General features: G+C 59.5%; 21 protein-coding genes and 1 tRNA gene. 17 read left to right on the top strand and 5 right to left on the bottom strand.

Annotated features, from left to right (window positions below):
- The first annotated feature begins 66 nt into the window (after positions 1 to 66).
- From AC1RDQ_RS14050 to nadA, 17 genes are all read left to right on the top strand, one after another.
- Entirely contained in the window at positions 67 to 288 is a 222-nt protein-coding gene (locus AC1RDQ_RS14050; RefSeq protein ID WP_032829812.1) for an FmdB family zinc ribbon protein, read from the top strand.
- A gap of 119 nt (positions 289 to 407) precedes the next feature.
- On the top strand, positions 408 to 2183 hold the full coding sequence (gene aspS / locus AC1RDQ_RS14045; RefSeq protein WP_007995642.1) for an aspartate--tRNA ligase: 1776 nt from the start codon (positions 408 to 410) through the stop codon (positions 2181 to 2183).
- Between the two features lie 129 nt (positions 2184 to 2312).
- Positions 2313 to 3059, top strand: coding sequence for a YebC/PmpR family DNA-binding transcriptional regulator (locus tag AC1RDQ_RS14040; RefSeq protein ID WP_007977329.1), 747 nt, complete (start codon positions 2313 to 2315; stop codon positions 3057 to 3059).
- Between the two features lie 158 nt (positions 3060 to 3217).
- Positions 3218 to 3742, top strand: coding sequence for a crossover junction endodeoxyribonuclease RuvC (ruvC, locus tag AC1RDQ_RS14035; protein ID WP_008015799.1), 525 nt, complete (start codon positions 3218 to 3220; stop codon positions 3740 to 3742).
- Between the two features lie 113 nt (positions 3743 to 3855).
- Positions 3856 to 4464 carry a Holliday junction branch migration protein RuvA gene (gene ruvA, locus AC1RDQ_RS14030; protein WP_008052450.1) on the top strand — a complete coding sequence of 203 codons (609 nt, stop codon included), beginning with the start codon at positions 3856 to 3858 and terminating at the stop codon, positions 4462 to 4464.
- Positions 4465 to 5526: a Holliday junction branch migration DNA helicase RuvB gene (gene ruvB, locus AC1RDQ_RS14025; RefSeq protein ID WP_057713517.1), complete on the top strand. Its 1062-nt coding sequence runs from the start codon at positions 4465 to 4467 to the stop codon at positions 5524 to 5526.
- Between the two features lie 127 nt (positions 5527 to 5653).
- Positions 5654 to 6121 (top strand): tol-pal system-associated acyl-CoA thioesterase, encoded by a 468-nt coding sequence (ybgC, locus tag AC1RDQ_RS14020; protein WP_489339133.1) that lies wholly within the window; start codon positions 5654 to 5656, stop codon positions 6119 to 6121.
- The gene (tolQ, locus tag AC1RDQ_RS14015; RefSeq protein ID WP_007897030.1) at positions 6111 to 6806 is read left to right on the top strand and encodes a protein TolQ; all 696 of its coding nucleotides are present in this window, start codon (positions 6111 to 6113) and stop codon (positions 6804 to 6806) included. Before ybgC ends, tolQ begins: the two co-directional genes overlap by 11 nt.
- Positions 6807 to 6829: 23 nt before the next feature.
- Positions 6830 to 7282: a protein TolR gene (gene tolR / locus AC1RDQ_RS14010; protein ID WP_162135951.1), complete on the top strand. Its 453-nt coding sequence runs from the start codon at positions 6830 to 6832 to the stop codon at positions 7280 to 7282.
- Positions 7282 to 8361: a cell envelope integrity protein TolA gene (gene tolA, locus AC1RDQ_RS14005; protein WP_056726036.1), complete on the top strand. Its 1080-nt coding sequence runs from the start codon at positions 7282 to 7284 to the stop codon at positions 8359 to 8361. The genes tolR and tolA overlap by 1 nt, the downstream gene beginning before the upstream one ends.
- 17 nt (positions 8362 to 8378) lie before the next feature.
- Positions 8379 to 9659, top strand: a complete 1281-nt coding sequence (gene tolB / locus AC1RDQ_RS14000; protein ID WP_167362903.1) for a Tol-Pal system beta propeller repeat protein TolB — start codon at positions 8379 to 8381, stop codon at positions 9657 to 9659.
- 52 nt (positions 9660 to 9711) lie between these two features.
- On the top strand, positions 9712 to 10209 hold the full coding sequence (gene pal / locus AC1RDQ_RS13995; protein ID WP_003178634.1) for a peptidoglycan-associated lipoprotein Pal: 498 nt from the start codon (positions 9712 to 9714) through the stop codon (positions 10207 to 10209).
- 6 nt (positions 10210 to 10215) lie between these two features.
- Positions 10216 to 11049, top strand: a complete 834-nt coding sequence (gene ybgF, locus AC1RDQ_RS13990) for a tol-pal system protein YbgF (RefSeq protein ID WP_102670353.1) — start codon at positions 10216 to 10218, stop codon at positions 11047 to 11049.
- Positions 11050 to 11215: 166 nt separating this feature from the next.
- Positions 11216 to 11863 (top strand): 7-carboxy-7-deazaguanine synthase QueE, encoded by a 648-nt coding sequence (gene queE, locus AC1RDQ_RS13985; RefSeq protein WP_492587558.1) that lies wholly within the window; start codon positions 11216 to 11218, stop codon positions 11861 to 11863.
- Position 11864: 1 nt separating this feature from the next.
- Positions 11865 to 12557: a 7-cyano-7-deazaguanine synthase QueC gene (gene queC, locus AC1RDQ_RS13980; protein WP_090457445.1), complete on the top strand. Its 693-nt coding sequence runs from the start codon at positions 11865 to 11867 to the stop codon at positions 12555 to 12557.
- 63 nt (positions 12558 to 12620) lie between these two features.
- Positions 12621 to 12696, top strand: a tRNA-Lys gene (locus tag AC1RDQ_RS13975).
- Between the two features lie 270 nt (positions 12697 to 12966).
- A complete protein-coding gene (gene nadA, locus AC1RDQ_RS13970) occupies positions 12967 to 14025 on the top strand; it encodes a quinolinate synthase NadA (RefSeq protein ID WP_007995624.1) in 1059 nt (352 codons plus the stop codon).
- 136 nt (positions 14026 to 14161) lie between these two features.
- Here the strand turns inward: nadA and AC1RDQ_RS13965 are convergent, their stop codons facing one another.
- The 5 genes from AC1RDQ_RS13965 to gcvP form a co-directional block, all read right to left on the bottom strand.
- Complete coding sequence (locus tag AC1RDQ_RS13965) at positions 14162 to 14650, bottom strand: RDD family protein (protein ID WP_057713522.1); 489 nt, start codon at positions 14648 to 14650, stop codon at positions 14162 to 14164.
- A 94-nt stretch (positions 14651 to 14744) separates the two neighbouring features.
- Positions 14745 to 14957, bottom strand: coding sequence for a cold-shock protein (locus AC1RDQ_RS13960; RefSeq protein WP_007977299.1), 213 nt, complete (start codon positions 14955 to 14957; stop codon positions 14745 to 14747).
- 402 nt (positions 14958 to 15359) lie between these two features.
- Positions 15360 to 16484 (bottom strand): glycine cleavage system aminomethyltransferase GcvT, encoded by a 1125-nt coding sequence (gcvT, locus tag AC1RDQ_RS13955; protein ID WP_492587557.1) that lies wholly within the window; start codon positions 16482 to 16484, stop codon positions 15360 to 15362.
- Between the two features lie 36 nt (positions 16485 to 16520).
- Positions 16521 to 17897, bottom strand: a complete 1377-nt coding sequence (locus tag AC1RDQ_RS13950) for an L-serine ammonia-lyase (protein WP_492587556.1) — start codon at positions 17895 to 17897, stop codon at positions 16521 to 16523.
- 204 nt (positions 17898 to 18101) lie between these two features.
- Positions 18102 to 20954, bottom strand: coding sequence for an aminomethyl-transferring glycine dehydrogenase (gcvP, locus tag AC1RDQ_RS13945; protein ID WP_492587555.1), 2853 nt, complete (start codon positions 20952 to 20954; stop codon positions 18102 to 18104).
- Between the last annotated feature and the right edge of the window lie 11 nt (positions 20955 to 20965).

Below are 20965 nucleotides of genomic sequence, written 5' to 3'. Positions count from 1 at the left end.
ATAATCCCGCTCTTTGCCGCAAAACCCTGCGTTCGCGGTAGCAATCTGATCGCCGAGACAACCTCCATGCCGATGTACGATTATCAATGTGCTTCCTGTGGTCATCAGTTGGAAGCCATTCAAAAGATCAGCGATGCACCGCTGGTCGACTGCCCTGCCTGTCAGGCGCCAGAGCTTAAAAAGTTGCTGTCCATGCCGGGCTTCCGCCTCAGCGGCACGGGTTGGTACGAAACCGATTTCAAGACCGGTTCCAAGAAGAACCTGGCCGGCGGCGACAAAGCTGACTAAGGTCTGGAACCTGAGTTGAACGACACGCGCGCTCTTGCATCACCCGACGACTTTTTTAAAGGCGGGGCTGCTGTAGGATCTCCACCGAATTTCGAATTACGAGAAGTGAAACCACGACCATGATGCGCAGCCATTATTGCGGCCAACTGAACGAAAGCCTGGACGGCCAGGAAATTACCCTTTGCGGATGGGTCCACCGCCGCCGTGACCACGGTGGGGTGATTTTCCTCGATATCCGTGATCGTGATGGTCTGGCCCAGGTCGTGTTCGATCCGGACCGTGCTGAAACCTTCGCCGCTGCCGATCGCGTGCGCAGCGAGTACGTCGTGAAGATCACCGGCAAGGTTCGCCTGCGTCCGGCCGGCGCGACCAACGCCAACATGGCGTCGGGCATGATCGAAGTCCTGGGCTACGAGCTGGAAGTGCTGAACGAGTCGGAAACCCCGCCGTTCCCGCTGAACGAGTTCTCCGACGTCGGCGAAGAAACCCGCCTGCGCTATCGCTTCCTCGACCTGCGTCGCCCGGAAATGGCCGAGAAGCTGCGTCTGCGCTCGCGCATGACCACAAGCATCCGCCGCTTCCTGGACGAGAACGGCTTCCTCGACGTCGAGACGCCGATCCTGACCCGTGCCACCCCGGAAGGCGCACGCGACTACCTGGTGCCGAGCCGTACTCATGCCGGTTCGTTCTTCGCCTTGCCTCAATCGCCGCAGCTGTTCAAGCAACTGCTGATGGTGGCCGGCTTCGACCGTTACTACCAGATCGCCAAGTGCTTCCGTGACGAAGACCTGCGTGCCGACCGTCAGCCGGAATTCACCCAGATCGACATCGAGACCAGCTTCCTCGATGAAAAAGAGATCATGGGCCTGACCGAGCAAATGATCCGCAACCTGTTCAAGGAAGTGCTGGGCCTGGAATTCGGCGAGTTCCCGCACATGACCTTCGAAGAAGCCATGCGCCGCTACGGTTCCGACAAGCCAGACCTGCGTAACCCGCTGGAACTGGTGGACGTGGCCGATCAGCTCAAGGAAGTCGACTTCAAGGTGTTCAGCGGCCCCGCCAATGACCCTAAATGCCGTATCGCTGCCTTGCGCGTCCCGGGCGGGGCGAGCATGCCGCGCAAGCAGATCGACGACTACACCAAGTTCGTCGGCATCTACGGTGCCAAGGGCCTGGCGTACATCAAGGTCAACGAGCGTGCCAAGGGCGTTGAAGGCCTGCAGTCGCCAATCGTGAAGAACATCCCTGAAGACAACCTCAACGTGATCCTCGATCGCGTCGGTGCGGTCGACGGCGATATCGTGTTCTTCGGCGCCGACAAGGCGAAGATCGTCAGCGAAGCCCTGGGCGCTCTGCGGATCAAGCTCGGCCACGACCTGGACCTGCTGACCTGCAAGTGGGCACCAATGTGGGTCGTCGACTTCCCGATGTTTGAAGAAAACGACGACGGCAGCTTCACCGCCTTGCACCACCCGTTCACCGCGCCGAAGTGCACCCCGCAAGAGCTGGAGGCCAATCCGGCTGGCGCTCTGTCCCGTGCCTACGACATGGTATTGAACGGTACCGAACTGGGTGGCGGTTCGATCCGTATCCACCGTAAAGAGATGCAGCAGTCGGTGTTCCGTCTGTTGGGCATCAACGAAGCGGAACAGGAAGAGAAATTCGGCTTCCTGCTCGATGCCCTGAAATACGGCGCACCACCGCACGGTGGCCTGGCCTTCGGTCTGGACCGTCTGGTCATGCTGATGACCGGCGCCCAGTCGATCCGTGAAGTGATCGCCTTCCCGAAAACCCAGAGCGCGGCGGATGTCATGACTCAGGCGCCGGGCCAGGTGGATGCCAAGGCATTGCGCGAGCTGCACATTCGTCTGCGCGAAACGCCTAAGGCCGAGTAAGGCTGACCTGAAGGGCGCATCTGTGGATGCGCCCTTTCCTTTATAGGCAGAGCAGTTCAAGATTTTTGTTTGCCGGCCGGCGCAATGCAGCGCGGCGGGCAATGTTTCAAAGAGAATTCGGAGCGAGTTATGGCAGGTCATTCCAAGTGGGCGAACATCAAGCACCGCAAAGAACGTCAGGATGCCAAGAGGGGCAAGATCTTCACCAAGTGGATTCGTGAGCTGACCGTCGCTGCCCGTCAGGGTGGTGGTGATCCAGGCTCCAATCCGCGTCTGCGCCTGGCCCTGGACAAGGCCCTGGGTGCGAACATGAGCCGCGACATCATTGATCGTGCCATCGCCCGCGGAACCGGCGCTGCCGACACGGACGACGTGGTCGAACTGACCTACGAAGGTTACGGTCCGGGCGGCGTGGCGGTGATGGTCGAATGCATGACCGACAACCGTAATCGCACCGCAGCCGCTGTTCGTCACGCGTTCAGCAAGTGCGGTGGCAACCTGGGGACTGACGGTTCGGTGGCCTATCTGTTCGAGCGCAAGGGGCAGATCTCCTTCGCTGCCGGCGTTGACGAAGACGCACTGATGGAAGCCGCCATGGAAGCCGACGCCGATGACGTGGTGACCAACGAAGACGGTTCGATCGACGTTTTCACCTCGTTTGCCGGATTCTATTCCGTGCGTAACGCACTGGAAGCGGCGGGCTTCAAGGGTGACGACGCTGAAATCGTCATGTTGCCGACCACCAGCGCCGAGCTCGATCTGGAAGGCGCCGAGAAAGTCCTCAAGCTGATCGACATGCTCGAAGACCTGGATGACGTGCAAAACGTCTATTCCAACGCGGAGATTCCGGAGTCGGTGGCCGCGCAGCTCGGTTGAGAGCGCCGTCTTTGTAGGAGCGAGCTTGCTCGCGATAAACCTGAGAGCGACGCTGATTTCAAACGTTGCGTTATCGTTAAGGTCCATCGCGAGCGAGCTCGCTCCTACAGCGTGCGGTGTTCTGGCCGACGCGTTATTTCAATTTATCCGCAGGCGTTATGACTTTAATTCTTGGTATCGACCCCGGTTCGCGCATCACCGGTTACGGTGTGGTTCGCGATACCGGCCGTGGCTGTGAGTACGTCGCCTCCGGTTGTATCCGCACCGGTGCCGGCGAGTTGCATGAGCGACTGCAGATTGTCTACCGCGGGGTGCGGGAGATCATTCAGACTTACCACCCGGTGACCATGGGGATCGAAAAGGTGTTCATGGCCCGTAACGCCGATTCCGCCCTGAAACTGGGGCAGGCCCGTGGTGCCGCGATCGTGGCGGGAGCCGAGGAAAGCCTGGAAATTGCCGAATACACTGCAACCCAGGTCAAGCAGGCGGTCGTCGGCACCGGTGCGGCCAACAAGGAACAGGTGCAGATGATGGTCATGCACATGCTCAAACTCACCAGCAAACCGCAGATCGATGCTTCGGATGCCCTGGCCATTGCCATCTGCCACGCTCATACCCGTTCCAGTCTGTTACCCCATGGTCTGGGAGCTGCACGCAGTCGTGGCGGGCGCCTGCGTCTCTGATAGCATCAGCAATCATTTTCATGGAGTGAGGGTATTCCGCCTGTGTTGTCGGCGGTATTCCTCGCTCTATCAGTCGCTGGCCATGAGCTGGCCAACGCTCAAGGATTTGTAACGTGATTGGACGTTTGCGCGGCACCCTGGCTGAGAAGCAGCCTCCCCATCTGATCCTGGATGTAAATGGCCTGGGCTATGAACTTGAAGTGCCCATGACGACCCTTTACCGCTTGCCGTCGGTCGGTGAGCCGCTAACCTTGCACACGCATTTGGTCGTGCGCGAAGACGCACAGTTACTCTATGGTTTTGTCGGCAAGCGTGAACGCGACTTTTTTCGCGAATTGATCCGTCTCAATGGCGTCGGGCCGAAACTGGCCCTGGCCTTGATGTCGAGCCTGGAAGTCGACGAACTGGTTCGTTGTGTACAGTCACAGGACACGTCGGCGCTGACCAAGGTCCCGGGCGTCGGCAAGAAAACCGCCGAGCGTTTGCTGGTGGAACTCAAGGATCGCTTCAAGGCCTGGGAAACCGTACCGGCCATGTTCGCCCTGGTGCCGAACCAGCCGGATGGTCCGGCTCCGGTGAACACTGCCGAGACTGACGCCGTCAGCGCCTTGATTTCCCTGGGCTACAAGCCCCAGGAAGCGAGCAAGGCAGTGTCTGCGATCAAGGAGAAAGATTTGAGCAGTGAAGACATGATCCGCCGCGCCTTGAAGGGAATGATCTAAGTGATTGAAGCTGATCGTCTGATCGCTGCCACGCACAGTCCGCGTGAGCGCGAAGAAGTCCAGGACCGAGCCATTCGCCCGGTCAGCCTGGCCGAATACATTGGCCAACCGACCGTTCGCGAGCAGATGGAGTTGTTCATTCAGGCTGCGCGCGGTCGTAATGAATCCCTGGATCACACGCTGATCTTCGGGCCGCCCGGCCTGGGCAAGACCACCCTCGCCAACATCATCGCCCAAGAAATGGGCGTATCGATCAAGAGCACCTCGGGGCCGGTGCTGGAGCGCCCCGGTGACCTGGCGGCGCTGTTGACCAACCTTGAACCCCACGATGTGCTGTTTATCGACGAGATCCATCGCCTGTCGCCCATCGTTGAAGAGGTGCTGTACCCGGCCATGGAGGATTTCCAACTCGACATCATGATCGGCGAAGGTCCGGCCGCGCGTTCGATCAAGCTGGACCTGCCGCCGTTCACCCTGGTCGGCGCAACGACGCGGGCGGGGATGCTCACCAACCCGTTGCGTGACCGTTTCGGCATCGTTCAGCGTCTTGAGTTCTACAACAACGCCGATTTGTCGACGATTGTCAGTCGTTCGGCGAGCATCCTCGGTTTGCCGCTGGACCCGGAAGGCGCCTTCGAAATCGCCCGCCGTGCCCGTGGCACGCCACGGATCGCCAACAGGCTGCTGCGCCGGGTGCGTGATTTCGCCGAAGTTCGCGCCAAGGGGCATATCACCAAGCCGATTGCCGACCTGGCGCTGAACCTGCTGGATGTCGACGAACGTGGCTTCGATCACCAGGATCGGCGTCTGTTGTTGACCATGATCGAGAAATTCGACGGCGGGCCAGTCGGGGTCGACAGCCTGGCTGCCGCCATCAGTGAAGAGCGTCACACCATCGAAGACGTGCTGGAGCCTTACCTGATCCAGCAGGGTTACATCATGCGCACGCCACGGGGGCGGGTGGTGACGCGGCATGCCTACCTGCATTTCGGCTTAAACATTCCGTCACGATTGGGCGAAATGCCCGTGGTAGACGAGTTTCTTGAAGCCGCTGACGATTAATTAACATTGCGTGCTGATTTTTTCGGGCAATGTAGGGTCCCAGGACCGTACTTTCACGTGAAAGCCGCAGAACAATGAAAAACAGTTGCCATGCCGGATTGGCAACCTGAGGAGTAAGCACTAGAGTATGCGCGCGCAAAACGGGCTTGAGCCTTTCGCACATCGTTGTCGCGTTTATTACGAGGACACCGATGCGGGCGGCATCGTGTATTACGTTAATTACCTCAAGTTTATGGAACGGGCTCGAACCGAGCGGCTACGAGATCTGGGCTTTGCCCAATCCACGCTGGCCGGGGAGGACCTGTTGTTCGTCGTGCATTCCAGCGAAGCGCGCTACCACGCGCCGGCGCGACTGGATGACGAACTATTGGTAAGCGCTGAAGTAATCGAATTGAACCGTGCCAGCCTGCGCTTCAAGCAGCAGGTCAGGCGGGCAGCGGATAACACACTGCTCTGCGAAGGGCAGTTTCTGGTGGCCTGTGTGCGCACTGAAAGTTTAAAACCCCGGGCCATTCCCGAAGCTCTACGAGCGGCCTTTGCCGACGTGAGCGGCGCGGGTACACACTCAAAGCAGGAGATAAAGCGTGGAAGCTAACGTCGTCGACCATTCCTCCATGTGGAGCCTGGTCAGCAATGCCAGTATCGTGGTGCAACTGGTAATGCTGATCCTGGTAGCCGCATCGGTGACCTCGTGGATCATGATCTTTCAGCGCAGCAACCTGCTGCGCGCCGGTCGACGTGCCCTGGAGAGCTTTGAAGAGCGCTTCTGGTCAGGTATCGACCTGTCCAAGCTGTACCGTCAGGCCGGCAGCAATCCGGACCCTGATTCGGGTGTCGAACAAATCTTCCGTGCCGGTTTCAAGGAATTCTCCCGTCTGCGCCAGCAGTCAGGCGTTGACCCGGAAGCGGTCATGGAAGGCGTGGCGCGTGCCATGCGCGTTGCCATTTCCCGCGAAGAAGAAAAGCTTGAGCAGAGCCTGCCCTTCCTGGCCACCGTTGGCTCCGTCAGCCCGTACATCGGTCTGTTCGGTACCGTCTGGGGGATCATGAACTCCTTCCGCGGTCTGGCGACCGCCCAGCAAGCGACCCTGGCCACTGTGGCCCCGGGTATCGCCGAAGCACTGATTGCCACCGCGATCGGTCTGTTCGCTGCCATTCCAGCCGTTATCGCTTACAACCGTTTTGCTGCGCGCAGTGAAACCCTGCTGGGCCGCTACTACACCTTCGCCGACGAGTTCCAGGCGATCCTGCACCGCAAAGTGCACACCAGCGAAGAATAAGCAGGTAATTTCCAATGGCTTTAATCGCTCGAGCTCGCAAAAAGCGCAAGCCGGTCGCCGAGATGAACGTAGTGCCTTACATCGACGTGATGTTGGTACTGCTGGTCATCTTCATGGTGACCGCGCCGATGCTCAATCAGGGCGTGAAAGTTGATCTGCCCAAGGTTTCCAGCGAAGCCTTGCCGCAGGACAACAACACCCAGGTCCTGACCATTTCCATCAAATCCGACAAGACCTACTACTGGAACCTTGGTAGCGAAGTCGACACCGAAAAGCAGCAGGATCGGGCCATGACCCTGCCGCAGATGACTGACGCGGTGACCAAGATCATTCGCGTCGGCAACGAAGGCGGCAAGCGTACCCAGGTCTTCATTCGCGGCGACAAGAGTGTCGATTACGGCTCCGTAATGGGTGCCATGGGCGGGTTGCAGAAAGCCGGGGTCGGTAATGTTGGCTTGATTACCGAGGCGCCCTGATGCAGCAACAGCGAGAGCCGTCCGCCTCGGAAAGCTACTTCTGGCCTAGTGTCTGGGCGATTGGCTTGCACGTGCTGGTGTTCGGCATGCTGTTCGTCAGCTTTGCCTTTACCCCGGAACTGCCGCCGGCCAAGCCGATTGTCCAGGCGACCTTGTACCAGCTGAAATCGAAAAGTCGGGCCACCACCCAGACCAATCAGAAGATTGCCGGTGAGGCGCAGAAATCTGCTGCGCGTCAGACCGAAGTCGAGCAGATGGAACAGAAAAAGGTCGAGCAGGAAGCGGTGAAGGCTGCGGAACAAAAGAAAGAAGAGGCTGCTCAAAAGGCCGAAGAAGCCAAGAAGGCCGACGAGGCGAAGAAAGCGGACGAGGCGAAAAAGGCTGATGAAGCCAAGAAAGCCGACGATGCGAAGAAAACCGCGGAAGCCAAGAAGGCAGAAGAGAAACAATTGGCTGATATAGCCAAGAAGAAAGCCGAAGAAGAAGCCAAGAAAGCTGCGGAAGAAGAGGCCAAGAAAGCGGCCGCTGAAGAAGCCAAGAAAAAGATCGTCGAAGACGCGAAGAAGAAAGCCGCGGAAGACGCCAAGAAGAAAGCTGAAGCTGAAGAGGCGAAGAAGAAAGTCGCCGAGGAAGCGAAGAAGAAAGCTGCTGCCGATGCTGCGAAGAAGAAATCGCAGGATGCGGCGCGTAAATCCGCCGAAGACAAAAAGGCCCAGGCCCTGGCAGATTTGCTTTCAGACACGCCGCAGCGTCAGCAGGCCTTGGCCGATGAGCAGGGCGACGAAGTCGCCGGCAGTTTCGATGACCTGATTCGTGCGCGTGCAGCGGAAGGCTGGGCTCGTCCACCTTCGGCACGCAAAGGCATGACGGTCGTGTTGCAAATCGGCATGTTGCCGGACGGTACGGTGACTTCGGTCAGCGTGTCCAAGTCCAGTGGCGACGGTCCGTTTGACGCATCGGCTGTTGCAGCGGTGAAGAATATTGGACGTTTGACAGAAATGCAGGGAATGAAGCCGAGTGATTTCGCTCCGTATCGTTCATTCAAGATGACATTCACACCTGAGGATCTAGCCTTGTGAGAAACCTTCTTCGAGGAATGCTGGTCGTTATCTGCTGCATGGCAGGGATGGCGATGGCAGATGAGAAAAACATTCTGGTTACCAGCGGCAGCGATCGGGCGACCCCGATCGCAGTCGTGCCGTTCGGCTTCCAGGGCGGTAGCGTGCTGCCGGACGACATGGCGGAAATCATCGGTAACGACCTGCGCAACTCGGGTTACTACTCGCCGCTTCCAAAGCAGAACATGATCAGCCAGCCGAGCCAGGCCAGCGAAATCATCTTCCGTGACTTCAAGGCACTGGGTGCCCAGTACGTCATGGTCGGCAGCATTGTGCCGGCGGGCGGTCGCCTGCAGGTGCAATACGCACTGTTCAACGTGGCCACCGAGCAGCAAGTGCTGACCGGCAGCGTGTCCGGCGGCGTCGATCAGTTGCGCGACATGGCGCACTACATCTCCGACCAGTCGTTCGAAAAACTCACGGGTATCAAGGGTGCCTTCTCGACTCGCCTGCTGTACGTAACGGCCGAGCGTTTCTCCGAGAACAACACTCGCTACACCCTGCAACGTTCGGACTACGACGGTGCTCGCGCCGTGACCCTGCTGCAGTCGCGCGAGCCGATCCTGTCGCCGCGTTTCGCACCGGATGGCAAGCGCATCGCTTATGTCTCCTTCGAGCAGAAGCGTCCACGCATCTTCATGCAGAACATCGACACCGGTCGCCGTGAACAGATCACCAACTTCGAAGGCCTGAACGGTGCGCCAGCCTGGTCGCCGGACGGCAATCGCCTGGCGTTCGTACTGTCGAAAGACGGCAACCCGGACATCTATGTGATGAACCTGGGTTCGCGTCAGATCAGCCGTGTCACCAACGGTCCTGGCATCAACACCGAACCGTTCTGGGGCAAGGATGGCTCGACCATCTACTTCACGTCCGACCGTGGCGGCAAACCGCAGATCTACAAGACCAGTGCCGGTGGTGGCGGTGCCGAACGCGTGACTTTCGTCGGTAACTACAACGCCAACCCTAAATTGTCGGCTGATGAAAAGACGCTTGTCATGATTCACCGTCAGGATGGCTTCACCAATTTCAAGGTGGCGGCCCAGGATTTGCAGCGCGGTAGTGTAAAAATCCTCACTGATAGCACTCTGGACGAGTCGCCTACTGTTGCGCCCAACGGCACCATGGTAATCTACGCCACCCGCCAGCAGGGCCGGGGAGTCTTGATGCTCGTGTCCATCAATGGACGCGTAAGGCTCCCGCTTCCTACCGCACAAGGCGAAGTCAGAGAACCTTCCTGGTCCCCTTACCTGAACTGACGCGGCGCTATACGTTGTACTTAACACACTGGGGTTCATTAGGAGTTTCACGATGGAAATGCTGAAGTTTGGTAAATTTGCTGCGCTGGCACTGGCCATGGCTGTAGCTGTAGGTTGCTCGTCCAAAGGCGGCGACAATGCCGGTGAAGGCGCGGTAGATCCAAACGCTGGTTACGGCGCAAACACTGGTGCAGTTGACGGCTCCCTGAGCGAAGAAGCTGCTCTGCGCGCTATCACCACTTTCTACTTCGAATACGACAGCTCGGACCTGAAGCCAGAAGCCATGCGCGCTCTGGACGTTCACGCCAAAGACCTGAAAGCAAACGGCGCTCGCGTTGTTCTGGAAGGCAACACCGACGAACGTGGTACTCGTGAGTACAACATGGCACTGGGCGAGCGTCGTGCGAAAGCCGTTCAGCGCTACCTGGTACTGCAAGGTGTTTCCCCAGCTCAGCTGGAACTGGTTTCCTACGGCGAAGAGCGTCCAGTTGCTACCGGCAACGACGAGCAGTCCTGGGCTCAAAACCGTCGCGTCGAACTGCGTAAGTAATTCGTCATGCGAACGTGCCGTCGTGCTGTAACTGTTCTGGCTCTCAGCCTCGCGCCGCTTGCGGCGTGGGCTGCGGTTCCTGTGGTCGATAACGACTCCGGCTATAACAATAGCGGGAGCAGTTATCCGCCTGCAGGTTACGGTACGAACGGCGCCTATGCCGGGGGAGGGGTTTCGGCCCCTGTCTCGGCACAGGGCGAGCTGTTCAACCAACTGCAATCAATGCAGCAACAGATCGAGCGCCAGCAAGGTGCGATTGAAGTTCTGCAAAATGATGTAGCGCGCATGAAGCAGGAAAACCTGGAGCGATATCAGGATCTTGATCGGCGCATAGGAACCGGCGTTGCACCAGCCGCGACTCCTGAAAATTCTTCCACCGGTGGCGATTTGAACGCCCCCGGTGCAGCAGCTGGTGCAGGGGCAGCTGCCGCCCAGGCACCGGCCGCAGGTAGCGAACCGGCGGATCCGGCGAAGGAAAAGCTCTACTACGATGCTGCCTTCGACCTGATCAAAGCCAAGGATTTCGACAAGGCCAGTCAGGCTTTTGCCGCATTCCTGCGCAAATACCCGAACAGCCAGTACGCGGGCAACGCCCAATACTGGTTGGGCGAAGTGAACCTGGCCAAAGGCGATCTGCAAGGCGCAGGTCAGGCATTTGCCAAGGTTTCGCAGTTGTATCCCAAGCACGCCAAAGTGCCGGACTCGCTGTACAAGCTCGCTGATGTAGAGCGCCGCTTGGGGCATACCGACCGAGTCAAAGGCATTCTGCAGCAGGTGGTTTCCCAATATCCGGGCACTTCCGCCGCTCAGTTGGCCCAGCGCGATCTGCAAAAAATGTAAGCCTGCTTGACCCGTTTCAAAGAAACCCGCGCTTGTCGCGGGTTTTTTCGTTAGAATTCACGCCCTTTTTATGAAACACGCTTTTGGGGGCCTGCGCTTTGCCGGGGTTCCTTCAAGTGCCTGACGGAGGCGGACAGCCTGTTTAGCTGTTACGCCCGTGGCGACTATGCAAGACACATTGAGAATCACCGAAGTTTTCTACTCGTTGCAGGGTGAAACGCGGACTGCCGGCCTGCCCACTGTTTTTGTGCGCCTGACCGGTTGCCCTCTGCGTTGCCAATACTGCGACAGTGCCTACGCGTTCACCGGCGGGACCATTCGCACGCTCGACGACATCCTCGAGCAGGTCGCAGGATTTCGCCCGCGTTACGTCTGCGTTACGGGCGGCGAGCCCCTGGCACAGCCCAACGCCATTCCCTTGCTCAAGCGCTTGTGTGACGCCGGTTACGAAGTGTCGCTGGAAACCAGTGGCTCCATCGATATCTCGGCAGTCGATACCCGGGTCAGTCGCGTTGTCGACCTGAAAACCCCGGGTTCGAAGGAAGCGCACCGCAACCGCTACGAAAACATCGAGCTGCTCACGCCCAACGATCAGGTGAAGTTTGTCATCTGTTCGCGAGAGGACTATGACTGGTCTGTTTCCAAGCTGATCCAGTACGGTCTGGACCAGCGCGCCGGTGAAGTCCTGTTCTCGCCAAGTCACCATGACCTCAATGCCCGGGATCTGGCGGACTGGGTGGTGGCAGACAACCTGCCAGTGCGTTTGCAATTGCAGCTGCATAAATATCTATGGAATGACGAGCCGGGGCGCTGAAATGACTGAACAACTCAATACTGCTGAAAAACGTGCGGTCATCCTGCTGTCCGGTGGCCTGGACTCGGCGACCGTCGTGGCCATGGCGCGCGCCGAAGGCTACAGCTGCTACACCATGAGCTTCGACTATGGTCAGCGCTCTCACGCTGAACTGTACGCCGCCGAGCGTGTGGCGCGGGACCTGGGTGTGGTCGAGCACAAGGTGATCGGCCTGAACCTGAACGGCATGGGCGGCTCGGCCCTGACCGACAGCAGCATCGATATTCCAGAGGAGCTCGGTGAAGGCATTCCCGTGACTTACGTGCCTGCGCGTAACACGGTGTTCCTGTCCCTGGCCCTGGGCTGGGCAGAAGTACTCGGCGCACGGGATATCTTCATCGGCGTTAATGCGGTGGATTACTCCGGTTACCCGGACTGCCGTCCCGAGTTCATCGAGTCGTTCGAGCGCATGGCCAACCTGGCAACCAAAGCCGGTGTTGAAGGCAATGGCTTCCGTATTCAGGCACCGCTGCAAAACCTCAGCAAGGCGCAGATCGTCCAGGCGGGCGTGAAGCTTGGCGTGAACTACGGGCTGACCGTTTCCTGCTATCAGGCCGACGATGAAGGCCGTGCGTGCGGCAAGTGCGACAGCTGCCGACTGCGTGCGGAAGGCTTTGCAGCGGCCGGAATCAGCGATCCAACCCCTTATTTTTGATTTATTTCAAAATAGGTGTTGAATAGTCCTTAAAAATCAGTATTATACGCGCCACCACACAGCGGGTCGTTAGCTCAGTTGGTAGAGCAGTTGGCTTTTAACCAATTGGTCGTAGGTTCGAATCCCACACGACCCACCATTTTTGGCGGTTTAGAAAATCCGGAAGGCCCACGCAAGTGAGGATTTCCGGGTTTTTTTTTGCCCGCGATTCAGGTCCGCCTCGTTGCGGGCTGCTGCCCATGACTCAGATCAGAATCACCTTTTGCATCCATCGGATATTCTGTAGCCTTGCGCAGCTTCAACGCTGTCCGTGCCTGATGAATACTCACTTTCCCGGCGGTACCCCGTAGGGTCCGGAGCCGGGTGTATACTCGACTTTCGCGCGAATGCGCCTGCAGGTCTTGCGAACATGACGCAAATTTCCGAACGCCTTCTGGTTCAAGCCCACCTCGACGCCAAACAGCCCAAGCCGCTGACTGCCGATGAAGAGGCTTATTACCGTGCTGCCATCGCTGCCGAGCTCAAGGCTCAGGACGCGGTGCTGGTGGCCCACTTCTATTGTGACCCTGTCATTCAGGCGCTGGCCGAAGAGACGGGCGGTTGTGTTTCCGACTCGCTGGAAATGGCCCGTTTCGGCAACGCCCATCCGGCCAAGACCGTGGTCGTCGCCGGCGTGAAGTTCATGGGTGAGACTGCCAAGATCCTCAACCCGGAAAAACGCGTGCTGATGCCGACGCTCGAAGCGACCTGTTCGCTCGACCTGGGTTGCCCTGTGGACGAATTTTCCGCGTTCTGCGATCAACACCCGGAGCGCACGGTGGTGGTGTACGCCAACACTTCGGCTGCGGTAAAGGCCCGAGCGGATTGGGTGGTGACTTCAAGCTGTGCGCTGGAGATCGTCGAAAGCCTGATGGACAACGGCGAGACCATCATCTGGGGCCCGGACAAGCACCTGGGGACCTACATCCAGCGCCAGACCGGCGCCGACATGCTGCTGTGGGACGGTGCCTGCATCGTTCACGAAGAGTTCAAGTCCAAGCAGCTTGAAGACATGAAGGCGCTGTATCCGGATGCGGCGATTCTGGTGCACCCGGAGTCGCCGACCTCGGTGATCGAACTGGCGGACGCCGTGGGCTCCACCAGTCAGTTGATCGCGGCGGCACAGAGCCTGCCGAACAAGACGCTGATCGTTGCGACCGACCGCGGCATTTTCTACAAGATGCAGCAGTTGTGCCCGGACAAGGTCTTTATCGAAGCCCCAACGGCGGGTAACGGCGCGGCGTGCCGCAGTTGTGCACATTGCCCGTGGATGGCCATGAACACCCTTGAGCGCACGCTCAAGGCGTTGAAGGAAGGGGCGAACGAGATCTTTGTCGATCCGGCACTGATCCCGCAGGCGATCCGGCCGCTCAAGCGCATGCTCGATTTCACCCAGGCGGCGCGGATGAAGCTGGCCGGTAACGCCTGAGATCTTTCAACCAGGCCCAAAAAAACTGTGGGAGCGAGCTTGCTCGCGATAGCGGTGTATCAGTCACCATTGAAGTTGACTGACACCACGCCATCGCGAGCAAGCTCGCTCCCACAGTGGTTTCTGCGTCGGGAAATTATTTGGTCTTCTTCGGAATCCGCACCAGTTCGGTATTGGAGTAGATGTCATGCCAGCTGCGTTTCTGTTTGTCGAACAGCGACCAGAAGAATCCCAGGCCAACACACAGCAACGAAGCAATCGACACCACAAAGCGCAGCAGCGCCTGCCACAGGCTGATGGACGAGCCATCGGCATTCTGTACGCGGATGCACCAGACCTGCATGCCCAGGGTCTGACCGGACCAGGTCCAGAATTTGGCGAAGAAGCCGAACAGTACGAACAGCAGGACCGTGGAGAGCAGGGGATCGCCGTCCAGCGCCCCGGCTTCGGTAAGGGTGCGCATCCTTTCTTCGCCGATGATCGCCATCTGGATCATCTTGTAGATGCCGCTGGTGACGATCAGCAGGGCGGTGCACAGCAGGAAATCATAGAACATGGCTGCCAGGCGACGACCCAGGCCAGCGGCAGGAAAGTCGCCCTGGGGGGTAAGCAGGTGTTTCGACATGGCAGGCTCTCGGCGAAAAAGAAGCCATTTTACGGATTTACGCGCACAAAAAAGCCCCTGATGTCAGCATCAGGGGCTTTTTCGTTACAGAAGATTAGGCTTCTGCTTGTACTTCGTCCGCCTGCATGCCTTTCTGGCCCTGCACGGCGATGAAAGTCACTTTCTGGCCTTCTTTCAGGCTCTTGAAGCCGTTGCCCTGGATGGCGCGGAAATGCACGAACAGATCCGGACCGCTTTCAGGAGTGATAAAACCAAAACCTTTCTCGTCGTTAAACCACTTGACGGTACCGCTCTGACGTTGGGACATTTCTTATTTCCTTTGACGCAAAAATTAATGACAGTCTCCTTCTCATGAAAGAGTACTGGGGCTGGTTGCAGGAGAGTAAGAAGACGTCGAACGGGATGTAGCTAACTTGTAGGCTACTGCCCAGGTCACGATTCCAAGCGACCCATGCAAACACAGTGAACAAACTCTACGCCAACTACGGGAGAAAAAACAAGCCCCGTGTAGGCCCCGTATTTCCTCAGGTTGATGGCAAAGTAAGTCCACTAGTGGGGCCTTATTCACTAACCTTGTTCAATTGTTTTCGATCGTTATAAGCAAAGTTCATAATCGAAGCTTATAGCCAAACAATGCACTATTTTATGGCGGTTGCGTTACACATTAGTGCGCCGTTAACGCAACCGCGTTACTTATAGGAACATTCAATCAGCCGCGATAGTAGCGTTGTGGAACAAATGGCATTTTGCTTACAAGCAAAGGCACCTTTTTCCCACGAACGATCGCCCAGACCGGTGTGTCCAGTGCGATGTAAGCGCTGTCGACGTAACCCATGGCTAGCGGGCCGCCCAGGGTTGGCCCGAAACCACCGCTGCAGACGCTGCCGATGATGTCGCCGGCTTCGTTGACGATCTCGGCGCCTTCGCGCACGGGTGTACGTTCCTGTGGTAGCAGACCTACACGTTTGCGGCTCACGCCTACCTGTTGCTGGGCGAATACGCTTTCGGCGCCCGGGAAGCCGCCGGCCCGTGCGCCATCAGCGCGACGTGGCTTGGAGATCGCCCACAGCAGGCTCGCTTCGATCGGGGTGGTGTCGGTGTTCATGTCGTGGCCGTACAGGCACAAACCCGCTTCCAGGCGCAGGGAGTCGCGGGCGCCCAGGCCGATGGCGGCCACTTCGGCTTCAGCGAGCAGGGCGCGAGCCAGGGATTCGGCATTGGTGGCGGGTACGGAAATTTCGAAACCGTCTTCACCGGTGTAACCCGAACGGCTGACAAAGCAGTCCACGCCCAGCAGCTTCACGCGGGCGAACTGCATGAAAGTCATCTTCGCCACTTCAGGGGCCAGACGTGCAAGCACGGTCACTGCAGCCGGGCCTTGCAGGGCGAGCAGGGCGCGCTCTTCGAACAGCGGTTCGATCGTGCACTGGTCGCCAATGTGCTTGCGCAGGTGTGCCAGGTCCTGGTCCTTGCAGGCGGCGTTGACCACCAGGAACAGTTCGTCATTACCCAGGTTGGCGACCATCAGGTCATCGAGGATGCCGCCCGTCGCATTGGTGAACATCGCGTAGCGTTGCATGCCCACTGGCAGGTCGATGATGTCCACAGGCACCAGGGTTTCCAGGGCCTTGGCGGCATTGGCGCCGGTCAGGCGAATCTGGCCCATGTGCGAGACATCGAACAACCCCGCCTGGTCGCGGGTGTGCTGGTGTTCTTTCATCACGCCCAGCGGGTACTGCACGGGCATGTCGTAGCCGGCGAAGGGCACCATGCGGGCGCCGAGTTCGATGTGCAGTGCGTGCAACGGAGTTTTCAACAGTTGTTCGGTGGACATATTCAGCTCCTGAAAAAGGGTGCAGATGAGCGCGCATCAGCACTCGATAATGTTGACCGCCAAACCGCCACGGGCGGTTTCCTTGTATTTGCTTTTCATGTCGGCGCCGGTCTGGCGCATGGTGCGGATGACCTTGTCGAGGGAGACGAAGTGTTGTCCATCGCCGCGCAGCGCCATGCGCACCGCATTGATGGCCTTGACCGAGCCCATGGCGTTGCGCTCGATGCAAGGCACTTGCACCAGCCCGCCAATCGGGTCGCAGGTCAGTCCGAGGTTGTGTTCCATGCCGATTTCCGCGGCGTTTTCCACTTGCTGCACGCTGCCGCCGAGTACTTCGCACAAGGCACCGGCGGCCATCGAGCAGGCGACGCCGACTTCACCCTGACAGCCGACCTCGGCGCCGGAAATCGAGGCGTTTTCCTTGTACAGAATGCCGATGGCTGCGGCAGTGAGCAGAAAGCGCACCACGCCGTCGTCATTCGCGCCGGGGGTGAAGCGCATGTAGTAATGCAGCACCGCCGGAATGATCCCGGCCGCGCCGTTGGTCGGTGCCGTGACCACGCGCCCGCCATTGGCGTTTTCTTCGTTGACCGCCAGCGCGTAGAGGTTGACCCAGTCCAGCACCGACAGGGGATCGCGCAACGACGATTCCGGGTTCTTGCACAATTGCCGATGCAGTGCGGCGGCCCGGCGCTTGACCTTCAGCCCACCGGGCAGGATGCCTTCATTGCGGCATCCGGCGGCGACGCAGTCCTGCATCACTTGCCAGATTTTCAGCAGGCCGGCGCGGGTTTCCGCTTCCGGACGCCAGGCGCTTTCGTTGGTCAACATCACCTGGCTGATGGACAGCCCGTATTTGACGCAATGACCGAGAAGATCCTTGGCGCTTTTGAACGGAAAGGTCAGGGGTGTGGCGTCTTCGACGATGCGGTCGGCGCCGGCGGCGTCTTCATCGACCACAAAACCGCCGCCGACCGAGTAGTACTCGCGGCTGCGGATCTGCAGGCCCGCGGCGTCGAAGGCGCGGAAAATCATGCCGTTGGGGTGATAGGCCAACGGTTTGCGAATCATCGCCAGGTGTTCTTTCTCGTTGAACGCAATGCAGTGTTCGCCGAGCAGGTTCAAGCGGCCGTTGCCGCGAATCTCTTGCAGGCGCGCGGCGACGGTCTCTGTATCCACGGTGTCCGGGTGTTCGCCTTCCAGGCCGAGCAGCACAGCCTTGTCACTGCCGTGGCCTTTGCCGGTGGCACCAAGCGAACCATACAGCTCGACTTTGACGCAGGCGGTGGCTTCAAGCAGGTTTTCGCGGCGCAAACCTTCGGCGAAGCGCGCAGCGGCACGCATCGGGCCGACGGTGTGGGAACTGGAGGGGCCGATGCCAATCTTGAACAGGTCGAACACGCTTAACGACATGGTGGTTCTCCGGTTTCTTGTTATAGGAATTCACGGAACATAAGACTTGGCACAGATCCCTGTGGGAGCGAGCTTGCTCGCGATAGCGGTCGTTCAGTCGACATCGATGGTGGCTGTCAGTCCGTCATCGCGAGCAAGCTCGCTCCCACAGGGTTGTGGGGTGTTCTGGAAATTGGGGGCGGATCAATCCGCCCCCTCATTCGTTTAAGCGTAGCTTTCGATCGACGGGCAGGCGCAGACCAGGTTGCGGTCGCCGAACACGTTGTCGACGCGACCGACCGGTGGCCAGTACTTGCCTTCGATCAGCGACGCAACCGGGTAAACCGCCTGCTCACGGCTGTACGGGTGCGACCATTCGCCCACCAGTTCCTTGGCGGTGTGCGGCGCGTTTTTCAGCGGGTTGTCGTCCTTGTCCAGCGTGCCATTTTCCACTGCGCGGATTTCTTCGCGGATGCGGATCATGGCGTCGCAGAAGCGGTCCAGTTCTTCCTTGGATTCGCTTTCGGTCGGCTCGATCATCAGCGTGCCTGCCACCGGGAACGACATGGTCGGCGCGTGGAAGCCAAAGTCGATCAGACGCTTGGCGACGTCATCGACGCTGATACCGCTGCTGTCTTTCAGTGGACGCAGGTCGAGGATGCACTCGTGCGCCACCAGGCCGTTGCTGCCGGTGTACAGCACTGGATAGTGCTCTTCCAGGCGACGGGAGATGTAGTTGGCATTGAGGATCGCCAGCTGCGAAGCACGCTTGAGGCCCGCGCCACCCATCATACGAATGTACATCCAGGTGATCGGCAGGATGCTCGCGCTGCCGAACGGTGCCGCGCAAACGGCGCCTTCCTTGCGCTCCATCTGTGCGTGGCCCGGCAGGAATGGCGCCAGGTGCGACTTCACGCCGATCGGGCCGACGCCCGGGCCGCCACCACCGTGGGGAATGCAGAAGGTCTTGTGCAGGTTCAGGTGCGAAACGTCGCCGCCGAACTTGCCCGGGGCACAGAGGCCGACCATGGCGTTCATGTTGGCGCCGTCGATGTACACCTGACCGCCGTTGTCATGAATGATGCCGCAGATTTCGCGGATGCCTTCTTCGAACACGCCGTGGGTCGACGGGTAGGTGATCATCAGCGCGGCGAGGTGTTCGCGGTGCTCGATGGCCTTGGCTCGCAGGTCTTCGATGTCGACGTTGCCTCGGGCGTCGCACGCGGTGACGACCACGCGCATGCCGGCCATTTGTGCGGTGGCCGGGTTGGTGCCGTGGGCCGACGACGGGATCAGGCAGATGTCGCGACGGTCTTCGCCACGGCTCTGGTGGTAGGCACGGATCGCCAGCAGACCTGCGTATTCACCCTGGGAGCCGGCGTTCGGTTGCAGGGACACCGAGTCATAACCGGTGGCGGCGCAGAGCATCGCTTCCAGCTCGTCGGTCAGTTGCTGGTAGCCAGCGCTTTGCTCGGCCGGGGCGAACGGGTGGAGGGCGCCGAACTCGGCCCAGGTCACCGGGATCATTTCGCTGGCGGCGTTGAGTTTCATGGTGCACGAACCCAGCGGGATCATGGTGCGGTCCAGCGCCAGGTCCTTGTCCGCCAGTTTGCGCAGGTAGCGCATCAGCTCGGTTTCCGAGTGATAGCGGTTGAACACCGGGTGGCTGAGGATCGGCGACTGACGCACCAGCGTGGCCGGGATGGCGCTCTGCACCGAGGCGGCGAGGGCGGTGAAGTCCGGCAGGGCCTTGCCGTCGGACAGCAGGCTCCACAGGGTTTCAACGTCGGCCTGAGTGGTGGTTTCGTCCAGGGACAGGCCCAGGCGCTCACCATCGACCACGCGCAGATTGATGCGCTGGGCGTGTGCCTTGTCGTGCAGGGCGGCGGTTTGCGCGCCGGCCTTCACCGTCAGGGTGTCGAAGAAGCTCGCCTGCTCGACGCTCAGGCCCAGTGCGCTCAAGCCTTTGGCCAGGATCGCGGTCAGGTGATGCACGCGATTGGCGATTTGCGTCAGGCCTTTCGGACCGTGGTACACGGCATACATGCTGGCGATGTTGGCCAGCAGTACTTGCGCGGTGCAGATGTTGCTGGTGGCTTTCTCGCGGCGGATGTGTTGCTCGCGGGTCTGCATGGCCAGGCGCAGGGCCGGGTTGCCGAAACGGTCTACGGAAACACCGACCAGGCGGCCCGGCATGTCACGCTTGAACGCGTCCTTGGTGGAGAAGTACGCCGCGTGTGGGCCACCGAAGCCCAGCGGCACGCCGAAGCGCTGTGCACTGCCGATGGCCACGTCGGCGCCGAATTCGCCCGGCGCAGTCAGCACGGTCAGGGCCAGCAGATCGGCAGCCACGGCGACGAGGGCGTTGGCAGCGTGGAAGCGTTCGGTCAGCTCGCGGTAATCGAACACATCACCGTTGCTCGCCGGGTATTGCAGCAGCGCGCCGAAGAACGGCGTTACGTCAGTCAGTTCGCGCTCGTCGCCAACCACCACGTCGATGCCCAAAGGCTCGGCACGGGTGCGCAGTACGTCGAGGGTTTGCGGGTGGCAATGCACGGAAGCGAAGAAGGCGTGGCTGCCTTTGTTCTTGCTCAGGCGTTTGCAGAAGGTCATGGCTTCGGCAGCGGCGGTGGCTTCGTCGAGCAGCGAGGCGTTGGCGATCGGCAGGCCGGTGAGGTCGCTGATCAGGGTCTGGAAGTTCAGCAGCGCTTCGAGACGACCCTGGGAAATTTCTGGCTGGTATGGGGTGTAGGCGGTGTACCAGGCCGGGTTTTCCAGCAGGTTGCGCAGGATCGGCGACGGCGTGTGGGTGCCGTAGTAGCCCTGGCCGATGTAGGTCTTGAACAGCTGGTTTTTAGTCGCGATGGACTTGATCAAGGCCAGGGCATCGGCTTCGCTCAAGCCATCTTCCAGGCCGAGGACGCTAGTGCCCTTGATGCTGTCGGGAATCACGCTGGCGCTCAGGGCTTCCAGGGAGTCGAAACCGAGGCTGTTGAGCATGGCTTGCTCGTCACCGGCGCGCGGGCCGATGTGACGGGCGATGAATTCGTTGGCGGTAGTCAAATTGATCTGGGTCATGTCGGTGCTCC

It is taken from the genome of Pseudomonas sp. GW823-FHT02E01 (genome assembly GCF_058797535.1).
The sequence above is the reverse complement of the archived record's forward strand: the minus strand, read 5'-3'. Positions and strand labels throughout refer to the sequence as shown.

Excerpts from the sequence above, each read along its gene's own strand:
- gcvP (WP_492587555.1), bottom strand. The coding sequence starts at position 20,954 with ATGACCCAGATCAATTTGACTACCGCCAACGAATTCATCGCCCGTCAC.
- gcvT (WP_492587557.1), bottom strand. The coding sequence starts at position 16,484 with ATGTCCACCGAACAACTGTTGAAAACTCCGTTGCACGCACTGCACATC.
- AC1RDQ_RS13960 (WP_007977299.1), bottom strand. The coding sequence starts at position 14,957 with ATGTCCCAACGTCAGAGCGGTACCGTCAAGTGGTTTAACGACGAGAAA.
- pal (WP_003178634.1), top strand. The coding sequence starts at position 9,712 with ATGGAAATGCTGAAGTTTGGTAAATTTGCTGCGCTGGCACTGGCCATG.
- aspS (WP_007995642.1), top strand. The coding sequence starts at position 408 with ATGATGCGCAGCCATTATTGCGGCCAACTGAACGAAAGCCTGGACGGC.
- ybgF (WP_102670353.1), top strand. The coding sequence starts at position 10,216 with ATGCGAACGTGCCGTCGTGCTGTAACTGTTCTGGCTCTCAGCCTCGCG.
- AC1RDQ_RS13950 (WP_492587556.1), bottom strand. The coding sequence starts at position 17,897 with ATGTCGTTAAGCGTGTTCGACCTGTTCAAGATTGGCATCGGCCCCTCC.
- ruvC (WP_008015799.1), top strand. The coding sequence starts at position 3,218 with ATGACTTTAATTCTTGGTATCGACCCCGGTTCGCGCATCACCGGTTAC.
- tolB (WP_167362903.1), top strand. The coding sequence starts at position 8,379 with ATGCTGGTCGTTATCTGCTGCATGGCAGGGATGGCGATGGCAGATGAG.
- queC (WP_090457445.1), top strand. The coding sequence starts at position 11,865 with ATGACTGAACAACTCAATACTGCTGAAAAACGTGCGGTCATCCTGCTG.
- AC1RDQ_RS14050 (WP_032829812.1), top strand. The coding sequence starts at position 67 with ATGCCGATGTACGATTATCAATGTGCTTCCTGTGGTCATCAGTTGGAA.
- nadA (WP_007995624.1), top strand. The coding sequence starts at position 12,967 with ATGACGCAAATTTCCGAACGCCTTCTGGTTCAAGCCCACCTCGACGCC.
- ybgC (WP_489339133.1), top strand. The coding sequence starts at position 5,654 with ATGCGCGCGCAAAACGGGCTTGAGCCTTTCGCACATCGTTGTCGCGTT.
- queE (WP_492587558.1), top strand. The coding sequence starts at position 11,216 with ATGCAAGACACATTGAGAATCACCGAAGTTTTCTACTCGTTGCAGGGT.
- AC1RDQ_RS14040 (WP_007977329.1), top strand. The coding sequence starts at position 2,313 with ATGGCAGGTCATTCCAAGTGGGCGAACATCAAGCACCGCAAAGAACGT.
- tolA (WP_056726036.1), top strand. The coding sequence starts at position 7,282 with ATGCAGCAACAGCGAGAGCCGTCCGCCTCGGAAAGCTACTTCTGGCCT.
- AC1RDQ_RS13965 (WP_057713522.1), bottom strand. The coding sequence starts at position 14,650 with ATGTCGAAACACCTGCTTACCCCCCAGGGCGACTTTCCTGCCGCTGGC.